The 14214-nt window shown below is 48.0% G+C and carries 16 protein-coding genes; 8 read left to right on the forward strand and 8 right to left on the reverse strand.

The genetic code is table 11. The features are described 5' to 3' along the window. The first annotated feature begins 48 nt into the window (after window positions 1-48). On the forward strand, window positions 49-414 hold the full coding sequence (locus EAT1B_RS10200) for a DUF1499 domain-containing protein (RefSeq protein ID WP_015880497.1): 366 nt from the start codon (window positions 49-51) through the stop codon (window positions 412-414). Next, complete coding sequence (locus EAT1B_RS10205; RefSeq protein WP_015880498.1) at window positions 411-1835, forward strand: NAD(P)/FAD-dependent oxidoreductase; 1425 nt, start codon at window positions 411-413, stop codon at window positions 1833-1835. The genes EAT1B_RS10200 and EAT1B_RS10205 overlap by 4 nt, the downstream gene beginning before the upstream one ends. Before the next feature lie 33 nt (window positions 1836-1868). On the opposite strand, the gene EAT1B_RS10210 is transcribed toward EAT1B_RS10205, so the two are convergent. The 3 genes from EAT1B_RS10210 to EAT1B_RS10220 form a co-directional block, all read right to left on the reverse strand. Beyond that, the gene (locus tag EAT1B_RS10210) at window positions 1869-2648 is read right to left on the reverse strand and encodes a flagellar motor protein MotB (RefSeq protein WP_015880499.1); all 780 of its coding nucleotides are present in this window, start codon (window positions 2646-2648) and stop codon (window positions 1869-1871) included. Continuing rightward, window positions 2626-3408 (reverse strand): flagellar motor stator protein MotA, encoded by a 783-nt coding sequence (motA, locus tag EAT1B_RS10215; protein WP_015880500.1) that lies wholly within the window; start codon window positions 3406-3408, stop codon window positions 2626-2628. Before motA ends, EAT1B_RS10210 begins: the two co-directional genes overlap by 23 nt. A gap of 86 nt (window positions 3409-3494) precedes the next feature. Continuing rightward, the gene (locus EAT1B_RS10220) at window positions 3495-3686 is read right to left on the reverse strand and encodes a hypothetical protein (RefSeq protein ID WP_224862903.1); all 192 of its coding nucleotides are present in this window, start codon (window positions 3684-3686) and stop codon (window positions 3495-3497) included. A gap of 200 nt (window positions 3687-3886) precedes the next feature. On the opposite strand from EAT1B_RS10220, the gene EAT1B_RS10225 reads away from it, so the two are divergent. Continuing rightward, window positions 3887-5266, forward strand: coding sequence for a TrkH family potassium uptake protein (locus EAT1B_RS10225; RefSeq protein WP_015880502.1), 1380 nt, complete (start codon window positions 3887-3889; stop codon window positions 5264-5266). A gap of 147 nt (window positions 5267-5413) precedes the next feature. Then, window positions 5414-5698 (forward strand): hypothetical protein, encoded by a 285-nt coding sequence (locus tag EAT1B_RS10230; RefSeq protein WP_041917971.1) that lies wholly within the window; start codon window positions 5414-5416, stop codon window positions 5696-5698. Window positions 5699-5767: 69 nt separating this feature from the next. On the opposite strand, the gene EAT1B_RS10235 is transcribed toward EAT1B_RS10230, so the two are convergent. Genes EAT1B_RS10235 through EAT1B_RS10245 form a run of 3 tightly spaced genes read right to left on the reverse strand, consistent with a single transcriptional unit; the run spans window position 5768 to window position 9008 of the window. Then, on the reverse strand, window positions 5768-6838 hold the full coding sequence (locus EAT1B_RS10235) for an SDR family oxidoreductase (RefSeq protein ID WP_015880504.1): 1071 nt from the start codon (window positions 6836-6838) through the stop codon (window positions 5768-5770). Beyond that, window positions 6835-7935, reverse strand: a complete 1101-nt coding sequence (locus EAT1B_RS10240; protein ID WP_049759951.1) for a cell wall metabolism sensor histidine kinase WalK — start codon at window positions 7933-7935, stop codon at window positions 6835-6837. Before EAT1B_RS10240 ends, EAT1B_RS10235 begins: the two co-directional genes overlap by 4 nt. 5 nt (window positions 7936-7940) lie before the next feature. Then, entirely contained in the window at window positions 7941-9008 is a 1068-nt protein-coding gene (locus tag EAT1B_RS10245; RefSeq protein ID WP_041917972.1) for a PAS domain-containing protein, read from the reverse strand. A 126-nt stretch (window positions 9009-9134) separates the two neighbouring features. Here EAT1B_RS10245 and EAT1B_RS10250 point away from each other — a divergent pair, with 126 nt between their 5' ends. Together EAT1B_RS10250 and EAT1B_RS10255 are read left to right on the forward strand one after the other, a co-directional pair. After that, entirely contained in the window at window positions 9135-9629 is a 495-nt protein-coding gene (locus EAT1B_RS10250; protein WP_015880505.1) for a restriction endonuclease, read from the forward strand. A 217-nt stretch (window positions 9630-9846) separates the two neighbouring features. Next, on the forward strand, window positions 9847-10329 hold the full coding sequence (locus EAT1B_RS10255; RefSeq protein WP_015880506.1) for a hypothetical protein: 483 nt from the start codon (window positions 9847-9849) through the stop codon (window positions 10327-10329). Window positions 10330-10385: 56 nt separating this feature from the next. Here the strand turns inward: EAT1B_RS10255 and EAT1B_RS10260 are convergent, their stop codons facing one another. After that, complete coding sequence (locus tag EAT1B_RS10260; RefSeq protein WP_015880507.1) at window positions 10386-11009, reverse strand: DUF1836 domain-containing protein; 624 nt, start codon at window positions 11007-11009, stop codon at window positions 10386-10388. A gap of 151 nt (window positions 11010-11160) precedes the next feature. On the opposite strand from EAT1B_RS10260, the gene EAT1B_RS10265 reads away from it, so the two are divergent. Continuing rightward, window positions 11161-11811: a diacylglycerol/polyprenol kinase family protein gene (locus EAT1B_RS10265; protein ID WP_015880508.1), complete on the forward strand. Its 651-nt coding sequence runs from the start codon at window positions 11161-11163 to the stop codon at window positions 11809-11811. Window positions 11812-11966: 155 nt separating this feature from the next. Then, on the forward strand, window positions 11967-12887 hold the full coding sequence (gene murB / locus EAT1B_RS10270) for a UDP-N-acetylmuramate dehydrogenase (RefSeq protein WP_015880509.1): 921 nt from the start codon (window positions 11967-11969) through the stop codon (window positions 12885-12887). Window positions 12888-12982: 95 nt separating this feature from the next. On the opposite strand, the gene ald is transcribed toward murB, so the two are convergent. After that, entirely contained in the window at window positions 12983-14113 is a 1131-nt protein-coding gene (gene ald / locus EAT1B_RS10275; protein ID WP_015880510.1) for an alanine dehydrogenase, read from the reverse strand. Window positions 14114-14214 lie beyond the last annotated feature (101 nt).

Genomic DNA, 14214 nt, shown 5'->3' on the forward strand with positions numbered 1-14214 from the left:
GAATTCAGGCTACATATAGATGTATGTAGACTGAGGGAGGTTTTTATAATGGCCAATCAATCTTTGAAGCCGTTAAAAGGAAGTCCGAATGCTGTTTCAACCCAAACTTCAATTGAAGAATTGCGGATGGACCCACTGCCGTATGCGGGCAGCCGCGGGCAATCGATCGAAGCCATGAAGATGGCGATGAATCAGTTGCCGCGGGCTGAATTGGTGAAGGAAACAGATGAAGGACTTCATTATGTAGTGACTTCGAAAGTGATGCGATTTAAAGATGATGTCGATTTTTTATTTGATGACGCTACTCAACAAGTCGAGTTTCGATCTGCGTCGCGTGTCGGCTATTCAGACTTTGGCGTGAATCGAAAACGAATGGAAGATGTGAGCGAACGATACCGGAGGTTGATTCGATGAAGGACTATCAGTTGATTGTCATCGGTGGTGGTGCTGCCGGGATGACAGTGGCCGCAGGGGCTGCGAATTTAGGCGCGAAAGTCGCGCTTGTTGAAAAGAACAAGCATTTAGGTGGTGACTGTCTGCATGTCGGATGTGTGCCATCGAAAGCGTTGATTGCTGCTTCAAAAGAAGCGAATGCGATGATGCGCGCGGCCCGAGTTCTCGGAACCGAGTTCAATGGACAAGAGCATTATCAAATGTCAAAAGCGCGTGTCGACAAAGCACGTGCCATTATTCAAGACCATGACGGAACAGAACGTTTTGAAAAGATTGGCGTCGACGTCTATATCGGAGAAGCCTCGTTCCAAAGTCCGCACGAATTAAAAGTAGGGAACGAGTTATTGATCGGGAAAAAATTTGTCATCTCGACGGGGTCGAAACCGACAGTTCCTCCAATTGATGGACTCGATCAAGTCCCATACTTAACGAACGAAACGGTCTTTGAAGAAGAGACGCTCCCGGAGAGCCTGATTGTCATCGGCGCCGGAACGGTCGGGCTTGAATTGGCCCAGTCCTTTGTCCGACTCGGCTCACAAGTGACCGTGCTCGAGGCGCAGGATGATTTCCTACCTAAAGAAGACGAGGACGTCGCCACCTATTTGAAATCTCAACTCGAGATGGCGATGCGCCTAAAAATCGGCGTAAAGGTCAATCGAGTCGATGAGGTCGATGGCCGCATTCGTGTCACGACAGAGGTGAACGGCGAAACGGTCGAATATGAAGCGGACAAACTGCTGATGGCGACAGGTCGCGTTCCCCGAATCGATGCGCTCCGTCTCGACCGGGCGAACGTTCAGGTGACGAAAGGGTATATCGATGTCTCGTCGTCATATCGGACGTCACAATCTCATATCTTTGCCATTGGCGATACGATCAAAACGCTCCCATTCACACATGCCGCTGGAGAAGAAGGGAAGGCGGTTGTCGCGAACGCGCTCTTTGGATTATGGAACAAGGTCGACTACAGCAAGCTCCCGTGGATCACATTCACAGATCCTGAGGTGTTCCATGTCGGGATGACAGAGAAAGAAGCGCGCGAGCGTTACGGCGACGACATTGAGACGTATGAAGCGAAACTGTCCGAAGTGGACCGCTTCATTGCTGAACGCCAAGAAGCAGGATTTGTCAAAGTGATCACGAAGAAAAACGGAAAAATCATCGGAGCACATGCAGTCGGTGAATCGGCGGGGGATTGGATGCAAATTGTCGTCTATGCGATGCAACGTGGCGACAAAATCGGGAAGCTGTCCCGTATGATTTACCCGTATCCGTCGCGAAGTGAGGCCGTGAAGAAAGTGACAGACCTTTACTGGCGGAAACGTTTGTTCGAAAGTCCGCTCACCGAACTTGCGAGACGCTACTTTAAATTGGTGCAATAACACAAATCACCCACTCCAACGAGTGGGTGATTATTAGTTTGGTAAGGTGATGGTTTCAATCATCTTCGGTTCGCCTTCAGAAAGGTCGACGAGTGGTTTGATCAACACTTCGACGCGTCGGTTTTTAGAGCGGCCTTCTTCTGTATCGTTCGTCGCGATCGGTTTAAACTCACCGTAACTCGCGAGTGTGAATTGGGCCGGGTTCAAGGCATCATTTGCCAAAAGGCCGCGCATGAATGCGGTCGCACGTGCCGAACTGAGTTCCCAGTTTGACGGGAAACGTGCCGTATTGATTGGAATGTTATCCGTATGACCGGAGACGACAATCTCTCGCTTGCCCGCCTTCTCTAAAATCTGACTGATGTTTTGTGCGACGGCACGAGCATCGGCATCGAGTGTCGCCTCTCCTAAGTTGAACAGGGCACGGTCTTGAATCGTCAAGACGAGACCGCTTGAATTGATCGTCGCTTTGATTTGGCTTTCGAGACCATTCTTTTTAATGTATTTATTTACATCTTCTTTTAATTCATCAAGTTGAGCCAATTCATACGTTCGTGGGTTGGCGGTCGTATTGGTCTTGTCTGTACGTTCGATGTCACTGTTTGAGGCAGTCGAAGCTTGAAAGACGCTGACGCCTCCGGAGAACACCTGGTTGAAAGACTGTGACATTTTCTCAAGCTTTGTCTGGTCGATGTTACTCGATGCGAATAGTACGATGAAAAGCGCGAGCAACAGGGTCAACAAATCGGCGTAAGGAATCAGCCAGCCTTCGGGAATGTGTTCTTCATGATCATGCTTCTTTTTGCGCTTCATAGTCAGCTCGCTCCTTTGGAGACAAATACACAGACAGTTTATCTTCTAGCGTTTTTGGAGATTCACCACTTTGAATCGATAAAATCCCTTCAATCATCATTTCCTTGATGATGACTTCACTCTTCGAATACTGCTTCAATTTATTGGCAAACGGGAACCAAAGCACATATCCGGTGAAAATCCCGAATAGTGTCGCGACGAAGGCCGCTGAAATGGCATGTCCGAGCTTTTCGATATCGGATAAGTCTTTCAAGGCAGCAATCAATCCGATAACGGCTCCGAGTACCCCGAGTGTTGGGGCATATGTCCCGGCCTGTGTGAAAATATCGGCGTTTGCTTTATGGCGCTGTTCCATATTCTCGATGTCGCGTGACATGACTTCCGCAATATATTCGGAAGGTTGACCGTCGATGACCATCATCATGCCTTGGCGTAAAAATGGTTCTTCGACTTGTTCGAGTGCCGTTTCAAGGGAGAGGAGTCCCTCTTTTCGGGCTTGTGTCGACAAGTCGACGAATTGCGTGAGCAATCCAGACTTGCTTGGTAGTTCTTGTTTTTTGAACAAGATTTTAAATAGCTTTGGAACGTTCTGAAGTTGTTCTTTCGATACAGCGATACTGACAGCCGCGGCTGTACCGACGAAAATGATAACCATTGCGGCAGGGTTGATCAGCGGCGCAACACCTGCTCCTTTTAATAGCATTCCACCGACGAGGGTGAGGAACCCGAGTATGAGTCCGACTAACGTAACGACATCCATGTCTTTGTTTTCCACCTTTCCGAAATAAATCAGGACAAAAAAAGCGAGAGACGCCACTCGTCTCCCGCAACATGCGTTCCCGATGATTAAGCGCCGTTTTCATCAATCAACATTTGAATGCTGATATTTCGTTCTTCACGCTCTATATCGGTTAATACGTCGTATTTTTTTAACAATGCGTACAATTGATTCACGACTTCTTGCTCGAGTGACCAATTGAGTAACTCTTCTAGCTGAAAATAAAGGTGAGCGGGCATACATTGTGATTGACGCTCCAACCTTCGTGAGACATCCTCTATCGAATGATCTACCGTACTAGGGTCCACGGTTTCATTCAACCTCCTCAACATTCTTAAAGTCTATCTCCCATAATACCAAAAAATCGAAGAAAGCGTTAGAGATACATTTTCTTGTTGGCATTTAGAAAGGTGAAGAGTAACATGGGGCTTAGAATAATAGAAGTGAAGGGGATGTCGTGATGCGACATAGATTATCAGCGCGTGAGTTGCGCTTGAAGCGAATCGAGGTACTTTACCGAGTCGTATTTGAAAAACCTGCCCGTTTTATCGCAGGAGGATTTTTACTGGCGATTTTTATTGGGGCCACTCTTTTATATATGCCATTTGCGCAAGAAGAATCGGTTTCTTGGATTGATTGTTTATTTATCGCGACGTCTGCCGGAACGGTCACTGGACTGTCGACAGTCGACATTGGCTCCTCGTTCACCCTGTTTGGTGAATTGGTCATTGTCGCCCTCATTCAAATCGGGGGTCTCGGGTTTATGACGATCGCCTTGATGCTGTTAAGTGTATTAGGGAAGAAAATCGGATTAAAGCAGCGAATCTTGTTACAGGAATCACTGAATTTAGCGGGGCCGGGAGGAACGGTTCGTCTCGTACGGAACATCGTCTTCACGACGGTCATCGTGCAGTTCATCGGGATGTTGTTTTTGACGTTCGAGTTGTTCAGTACAGAGAACTATTCTTTTGGAACGGCACTTTATTACGGTTTCTTCCACGCAGTGTCTGCCTTCAATAATGCGGGATTCGCATTATTCCCAGACAGTCTCATGTCATTTGAGCAGAACACAGCCATCATTGTGACCATCGCCATCATGATTATGATTGGAGGTCTTGGCTTCACGACGATTGCCGATGCCACGGAAGTGAGAGGCTGGAAACGTCTCGCCCTCCATTCGAAAATCATGATTTTGTCACTCTTGGTCATCAATGGTGTCGCTTGGTTCGCCCTTATGATGTTTGAGTGGGTATCGAACGAAGGGGTATTGTACGGTCGATCCCTCGGTGAGGCGTTACACGTAACGTTCTTCCAAGCCGTGACGACACGGACGGCCGGCTTCAATTCGATTGACATTGCGACCATGGCACCAGCCTCAATCGGTTTGATTTTGATTCTGATGTATATCGGGGCAGGGGCGGCTTCGACAGGGTCGGGGATCAAAGTGACGACGCTTGCCGTCATCTTTGCGGATATGTGGGCCTTCATCGCAGGGAAGAAAGAAACGGTCATCATGGAGCGGACGATTGATGCGTTTCAAATTAAAAAGGCGTACGTCGTCGCCATCTCAAGTTTCTTGTTCATTATGATGATCACGACACTCGTCATTTTGTCGAACGGCCACATTCCGGCGACTGCCATTCTATTCGAGACGGTCTCGGCGTTTGGGACAGTAGGGTTGTCGCTCGGCATCACAGCGGAATTGAATGATGCCGGGAAGGGCTTGATCATGTTCATGATGCTTCTCGGACGTGTCGGGTCGTTGACCATTCTCTTTACCGTCGCACGTCAAGCCGACCGGAAGATTCGCTATCCGAAAGAGAAGATTTTGATCGGTTGAACGTGTGTTTTGGGCTGCATTCCTCATAGAGGGACTGCAGCCTTTTTAAGTGAACGTGGTCAGGAGGCGACATTTTTTGATGGCCTTCATCACATGCAACGATTGGTATAATGGGTTGGAAAAGGAATGATTGAGGAGGCTTTTGACTTGTTATCTTGGCTTGGTATGACAAAAGGGGAGAAGACAGGACGCCCCTTCTTCGGGGACGTGTCGAAACGAGCGGTAACGCTTGTGTTACTCTCCTCGTTGATGTTGATGTCTGGTGTGAAGTTGCTATTGGTTTACTTGATTCCGACTGCGTATTTGGAGGATGACATCGTTGCGGTTCTCCCAGGTATCGTAGGGCTTCTCGTGGCGTTGGTCTATATCCTCGTCCTCGAACGTCTGCTTCACGATCAAGCGGTGTCTCGTAACGATGAGGATGAGATGTAAACACGTGTACGTTCGATTAAAGCGTACACGTGTTCTTTTGGTTCCGATCATAGTTGAAGCCCTGACGAATCAGGGCTTTTTGTGTGCCATGAAATAATGGACAATCTCTGGGAGGTAATCCTGGAGGTCCGGACAAACGATGCCCGTTCCGTCGAGCGCCCGTATCGTTTGTGTCGTGTCAAAGTGAACGGGATGTTTAAAGTACTCCAATAGTTCGTGAGGAACCTCGAGCCGTTTGGCCCCATTCCAAGCAGTGAATGCCGCGTCGGCAACGGCATGAGGAACGGTCCCGCGAGGAGAACGCTGAAACATCGTCTCATGCAACATACGATACACCTCGCGTGCGCCGTGTGGGAACGGATCCGTCAAATGGAACGTCCGCTTCAGACCGTTTGGAGAATGCGCTAGGAAAGCGGTCGCTTCTACTACATAATCGTACGGAACGAGGTTTACCTCAACGTTCGCCCGCCCGATGTAGGGGAGTGGGCGCATCTGTTGGAGTTGTGTCATCAATTGTAAGACGAAATAGACACCGTCGAACTTTTTCGTTTCGCCCGTGCGACTATGTCCGATTACGATGCCAGGACGAATAATGGTGATGGGCATGCCTCCCATTTCTCGCGAAACGAGTGCCTCTGCTTCATATTTAGTCGCTTCATAATGATTTTTGAACTGGACTCGATGCCATAATTCATTTTCATAGACCGTTCCACGACGACGTCCGGCGATATAGGCGGTACTAAAGTACACGTAACGCTTCAATTGTTTCGAGCGTTTGGCGAACGCGGTCACATGCTTGGTCCCGAGGATGTTGACGCGATAGCCGACGTCATACGGAATACTCAAGTCATATGCGGCAGCGAGGTGGAAGACGTAATGGACATCTCGTTCAATGACAGACCGCATGATCGGGTCGAGAATCACTTCGGGTAACGTGATGTCTGCTTCGACAAGGACGAGCTGATGTGGCGCAAGCGACGTCGTTGACAGTAGCGTATCTCGTAGCTCTTCTGCATCACGTTGTTGATTCGGAAGATGCAAGGCATAGATGACTCCGATTTGATGCGGTAACGAAGCGAGGTGTTCAATTAATTTTCCTGCTAAAAAACCAGGGAATCCGGTAAAGGCATAATTGTTCATGACGTTCCCTCCGCTAAGTCTAATGTGAATGTAAAAGTCGACCCTTTCCCGACTGTCGATTCCACTTCGATGCTCCCACCATGTGATTCGATAATTTCTTTACAAATCGACAACCCGAGACCGGTCCCGCCAATTTTACGTGTATCCGAATTGTCGACCCGATAAAACTTCGTAAACAACTTTTCAAAGGCGTGCTCGGGAATCCCGATTCCAAAATCACGAATGGATACGTGAGCCTGATCGTGGTCTTGTCGGACCCGCACTTCGATCTCCTGTCCATTCGGAGAATACTTGATCGCATTTGAAATCAAATTGACGAGAACTTGCTCGATGCGATCTCGGTCGGCAACGAGAGGTAGGTCATCATCCGCATTATCGAAATGAATGGTATGATCACTTGTTTCTCGGAAGCGTTCAATCACTTCCAACACAAGTTCATTCAAAGCGAAATGATCTTGTTTATATTCTTGGTGACCATCTTCCATGCGTTGGATGTCCAAAAAGTCGTTAAGTAGGGCTGTCAATCGTTTCGCTTCCCGAGACATCGTCTTCAAGAAGCGCTCTCGTTTTTCAGGCGTCAAATCTCGAGCGAGCATCAATTCGATATATCCCGATAATGAGGAAAGAGGAGTTCTTAGTTCATGTGAGACCGTGCTCACCAGTTCATTCTTAATCTGGTCCATACGCTCTTCTTCAGTTCGGTTACGGAACACAAACAAGAATCCGCTATCCATACCGATCTGTCGTTTCGTATCCATTGTCGTCCCGTACATCTCATAGTACTCTTCATCTCGGTCATTCGGCTGTGGGATGGAGAATCGCATCGATACTTCACGCGCCGTCCCGTCGAGAAGTTGATCCATCTTTCGTAGCATCTCGCTCCTGTCACGAGGACGGAACGTGGAGAGGAGCGGGATACGCTCCTGAATTTTGTTTGGAGCGATGCCCGGTAAGTCCATGAGTCGCCTTGCATGGACGTTCATGAACAAGACACTCCCGTTTGATTCGGTCAAGACGAACGCTTCATTCGATGCTTGTAAGATTGACTGGATGATGTCACGCTGACGGGCGATGGCATTTTTTTCGCGTTCAAGCATACGCTCTATTTTTTACGGTCGCTGATGTCCCGCATGACTGCGACCCGTAACGTTTGCCCTTGATACGTCACTTCTTTTGGATATACCTCTAGTTCCAAGAACGTTCCATCTTCCCGTCGACCAATCACTTCGTAAGGCGTTTGAATGTGATTACGAATGCGGCGTAACACATCGGCCCGGTATCCTTCCGCGATAAACTCGACGGTCTGGCGTCCTACCATCTGTTCTGCGGGAATTTTAAAGATGGACTCCGCCGCCTTGTTCGCATCGAGAATCATTCCGTCTTCATGGAATAGGACGGCTTCGATGACCGATTCGGCAAACATGCGATACCGTTGTTCCTTATAGCGGAGCTCGCGTTTCAGCTCAATCTCAGAACTTACATCAAATACGAAGAAAAAGAAGCCGATGAGTTGTTCTTGCTCGTATACGGGATGCATGAATAGTTTGCCGATGAAATGTGTCCGGTCTTTACATTGAAACTTCCATTCCCGGTCACCTTTGTCGAGTGCGAGGCGCAACATTTGTTCAAACGATAGCAATCGTTCCGTCTCATCTTGATAAGCAGAGCGCTTTTCACTTAACTCTCTCGATTCAAATAAAGCGAACGGTGTCATTTCGTAGAGCACTTCATGGGGGGCATAGCCAAACAGTTCCGTGGCTCCCTGATTAAAACGAGTGATCAGCAGATTCGCATCCGTCATGATCATCGCCATGTCGAGTTCGGTGTGCATCATCGCCTCAAACGCGTTGTGTTGAATCGTCACGCGTGTGTCATGTGGCAGCGGCTCGATGGAAAGAATATATTGATTTTCCCACGGGATAGCGTGTACTCGCATCGTTGGCAGTTCATACATCCAAGGTAGTCCTTGTTCCATCCGACGAGATAATTCCATCGTAATGGGTGACTGATTGACCATATGGAAAAGGTTCGAACGTCTCTGTAGATTCTCGGGAAACTGCTCAAGAAACGGACGGTTTGCCTGAACGATTGTTCCATCTTTCTGTATTAACGCAACTCCGTAAGGTAATGCATGAAGTAACTCACTTTGGAGATTGGCATGATTCTCCATGAACAGTCATCCCTCCTTCGTGGTGTCAGACGAGCACATCTTCTATATCATTCGACAGATCCCCCTTTCATTTCCTGCCCTCGAAACGGTAAAGTGAGGGAGAGGACTTGGAAAGGAAAGATGGAGATGATTGGATTACTCATTGGGATTATCGGTGCCATATGTTTGTGGTGGTTCGAGGCACCGCTTTGGAGCAGCGTCCTGCTTCTCTTGCTTGGAATTGCGTGGTTTATATGGAAAGTAAGGCTGTCGACCATCGACCGCATTGATCGGATGGATGGTCGGGAGTTTGAACTATTTTTAGAGGAAGTGTTCACCGCGCTTGGATATACGGTCACGGTGACTCCGGCATCGCGTGACTTTGGAGCAGACTTGTTACTGGAGACACCGGATGGATGGTCGATTGCCGTTCAAGCAAAGCGTTATGAAAAGACGGTCGGGCTCGAAGCGGTTCAACAAATTGCAGCGGCCGTGCCCTATTATCAAGCACACGAAGGCTGGGTCGTGACGAACTCGAATTTCACGGACAGCGCATACGAATTGGCGGCGCCAAATCAAGTTCGTCTGATTGCAAGAATGGAGCTTGAAGAACTCTTAAAAGAGGCGGGATATAAGCGATGAGAATAGGCTTGTTCACAAGTTCGACAGAATCCAAATGATGTCGAAAAAAAAGGGTTGTCTTTTTCTTTAAACGATGCAATAATCATCTTCGTCATATGAAATATGTAGTAGTTGAAACGAGATAAAAACTACACAGAGAAACGATTGGGGTTTTCAGTAATACCCGACCGTACACATACAAACAATCACGGTTGGAACGTGCTAGGAGGAAAAAGCGGTGCGCAAATTAATTTATGTAAAAGGTTGCGTCTTTACACAAGGTGAGGCGACCATTTATGACGAGACAAATGATGCGATCGGATCTGTTCACCGCGACGCGGAAGGCAGTGTCCAAGTGCACAATTTGTCTGGACGACAGATCGCTCACGGGAAATACATCCCGAACTGCCAAAAATGGGTCGTAATGAACCATGATGGACAGGCGATTGGTCAATTGAAAGACAAGTTCTCGTTATTCGGGAAAAAGTGTGAGTACAACGTCTATGAACGCGGACTCTTCACGATTCAATACGATGTGGAACGTCACAAGTTCAGCGTTCGCGACAAAGCGGGTAAACTTGTCGCGGAACTACGGAAACAAGAGGACGATACGTTCTGCTTAACGAAAGAAGCCGATCAGTTATCGATGTTCGAACTCCTTTCCGTCTTAAAGACGTTAACGGTCAAATCGCGCATGCCACTCGCAGCATCTGTCTCATAACGATGACGAGCACCGGTCAACCGACCGGTGTTTTTTGGTGCGAAAAAACCGTCTCATCAAATGAAACGGTTCAAGTAGTGCTTGGCCTCGAGTTCAAGTGTCGTCACCCGATGTGCGTATAGACAAAGCTTCAAGACATGAATGATATTTGGATGTTCATAGTTCATCTTTTCGAGCGAACGCTTCGCCCGTGTATCGAGGAGGTCAATCGGGCTCGTTGACTTCGCATACTCCGCGTACAGTCGATAAAAATCAATCGGTTTGATGAAGTCGTCTTCGTCCCGGTCAGGGTTGTTGAAAATGAGCGCCAACAAGGAACTCGTCTCTTCGAGAGAAAAAAGGTGTTTCAAGTCATCAAGGAGATAAATGATTGCCGCTTGATGCAAGGAATACTTTTTACCGATTCGTGGGACACCGATGATTTTACGAACTTCACGCTTCGTCCAGTTTTGAATCGTCGTCGCGGAGAGATGCTCGCCGGTCAATGCATTCGCGAGGGCGACGATTTGATTAATCGATAATCCGTTCTTTTCAATATGAAACAAGTGGATTTTTCGAAGCTCTTTTGGGAAATGTTCACGCACGTCTTCAGGGAAGAGGGCGATGGCTCGCTCGATTTCTCCGACCTGCATAAAATGAAGGCAATCTGCCAAAGTTTGAATTGAAGTTGCGTCGCGCATACGGCCACCCTTTCTATCGCCAACAGCGTACGTTGGCTATACAGTCATTTGACCTCATTCTACCAAATGTTTGAAAAGTAAGCTAGGATGGGCACTGATTAAGGTATAATGACGGTATCATACACACTCTATAGATGAAGGTGGTCAAGCAATGAATGAATGGATTAGTTCGATTCTTTCCATTGTAGTCGTCCTCGTGTTTCTCGTAGGTCTTGAGCAAGTCGGGAAACGTCTGGGATGGACGGATGAAACGATTCGAAAAAGTGTACATATCGCAGTCGGACATTGGTCGTTATTAGCAGTTTGGTTAATGGATTCATGGTACGTCGCGGCAGTCCCGCTCATCTTCTTCACATTTGCGAATGCGGTCTTATTATATAAAAGCCCGTCACCAGTGCATCAAACGGAACGGAAATCATTCGGGACCGTATACTATCCGATTGCATTGCTCATTATTTTATACTTCTTCTTCGAGTCCGAGCCGATCGCGTTTTTAGCCGGATCACTCGTCCTCGCCTGGGGGGACGGGATGGCTGCACTCATCGGGCGTAAATATGGGACGGTCGTCTATGATTTATATGGCCAAAAGCGTTCTTTCCAAGGAAGCATCGCCATGTTCCTAAGCTCGTATGCCGTCTTATTTTTATTGTTTTTGTGGAATGATGTCGTCCTTTGGCAAGTGGTAACATATGGGTTTATCATTTCCATCATCGCTACGCTAACTGAAGCGATTTCATATCGAGATTGGGATAACTTTACAATTCCCATCATTGTTGCCATTGCGACATCGCTATTGCTATAAACTAATCGTGAATTTGTAAGAAAAACGTTGCTTGTCACGTCCAATAATCATTTGTATACTGTGATTCGTACTGAAACCATTCAGTGACGTGCTCGGAACGAATGAGATGGGACCGAGACACTGATTAAATAGAACATAAAGGATTGAGTGAACGCATGAGCTTTTTACAGCAACTCCAGATGATCATTCCGGCCGAGCGCGTCCTTCAAGACGAGCCGTTGTCGGCACACACGTATACAAAACTAGGCGGTAAGGCAGATTACTTCGTGGCTCCACACACGTACGAAGAAGTACAGGCCGTCTTACAACTGGCCCATCAAGAAGCGATGCCGTTTATGATTCTTGGCTTCGGTTCAAACTTGATCGTTCGCGATGGTGGCATCCGTGGAATCGTTTTGAACTTGAATGAACTCGACTCGATTCGTCGAGAAGGGAATCAAATGATTGCGCAGGCAGGAGCGGCGATTATCGACGTCTCACGTCAAGCATTAGCAGAGGGGTTATCCGGCCTCGAATTTGCATGTGGGATCCCTGGGACGGTCGGTGGTGCCGTCTACATGAACGCAGGTGCATACGGCGGAGAGACGAAGGATGTCATCACATCTGCGACGGTGTTGACGCAGGATGGTCAAGTACTTCATTTATCTAAAGATGAACTCGATCTTGACTACCGAACGAGCCGTGTCTCGAAAGAGGGCTTGATCGTACTCGAGGCGACGTTCGAACTAGAACCGAAAAACTATGAATTGATCAAAGAAGTCATGGACGACTTGACGTATAAACGGGAATCGAAACAACCGCTTGAATATCCTTCATGTGGAAGTGTGTTCAAACGTCCGCCTGGCTATTTTGCCGGCAAGTTGATTCAAGACTCTGGTCTACAAGGCAAACGCATCGGAGGGGCGGAAGTCTCGCTCAAACATGCGGGCTTCATCGTCAATATCGATGAGGCGACGGCGACTGAGTACATTTCACTCATCCGTCACGTCCAGGCGACCGTTAAAGAGAAATTCGAAGTGGAATTAGAGCCGGAAGTGAAAATCATCGGGGAAGATATCGCCGTTGAAAACGCATAACGCATAATAAAGAAGGAATCGGACGATGGCGTTCGATTCCTTCTTTTTGGTATAGAGAAAAGACGATGAGAACGTGCATCTCATCGTCTTAAGGGTTAAGCTTGTGTTTGTTTCGAGACCGCCTCATGGGCAGGAACGAACGGATATTCCAAATCACGTGCGACCGCTTCATACGTGACCGTTCCGTTGATGACGTTTAGGCCTTTGAGAAGCGCCTCGTTTTCAAGAAGTGCTGGGAATACGCCTTTTTGTGCACACTCGATGATATATGGCATCGTCGCGTTTGTCAGACCCATTGTCGAAGTGCGTGGCACGGCACCTGGCATGTTAGCGACAGCGTAGTGTTGCACGCCATAGCGCTCATACGTTGGCGCATCATGCGTCGTGATGTGGTCGATCGTCTCACAAATTCCACCTTGGTCGATGGCGACGTCGACGATGACCGAACCAGGCGACATGCGCTGTACCATTTCTTCCGTGACGAGTTTCGGTGCTTTTGCTCCTGGGATGAGCACGGCACCAATCACAAGGTCACTCTCAGCCACTTGTTTCGCAATGTTGTATTTATTTGAGATCAACGTATTGATTGTGTTTCCGAACAAGTCGTCGATTTGACGAAGACGAGCCGGGCTAATGTCCATCAACGTCACGCTCGCCCCAAGACCGATTGCGATTCGAGCTGCATTCGTTCCGACGACACCGCCTCCGATGACCGTGACGTTCGCACGAGGCACACCTGGGAGACCAGACATTAAGATTCCCTTTCCACCATGTGGTTTTTCGAGGATTTGGGCTCCGATTTGCGCAGCCATACGTCCCGCCACTTCACTCATCGGTGTGAGGAGTGGTAACGTGCGGTCCACTTCTACCGTCTCGTAGGCGATCGCTGTAATCCCTGAATCGACGAGCGCTTTCGTTAATTCCGGCTCCGCCGCAAGGTGTAGATAAGTGAAGAGCGTCAAGTCAGGACGGAAGTATTGATACTCAGACGGTTGTGGTTCTTTTACTTTGAGAGCGAGTTCGACGCCTTCCCAAACTTCTTTCGCCGTTTCAAGAATCGTCGCACCAGCATCAATATATTCCATATTCGTGAAGCCGCTACCGAGACCGGCATTCGTTTCGACGAATACATCATGACCAAGCTCCGTTAACATAAATGCACCCATCGGTGTTAAGGCCACCCGATTTTCATTGTTTTTAATCTCTTTCAATACCCCGATTTTCATGGAACATTCCCCTTTCATTCCGTTGACACAAATTGTTCACACCCCTAGTATAGACCCATTCGAAAACGCTGTCTTTATCATGGATTCTAAAAACGAAGACG

Source organism: Exiguobacterium sp. AT1b, assembly GCF_000023045.1.
Taxonomy (GTDB): domain Bacteria; phylum Bacillota; class Bacilli; order Exiguobacteriales; family Exiguobacteriaceae; genus Exiguobacterium.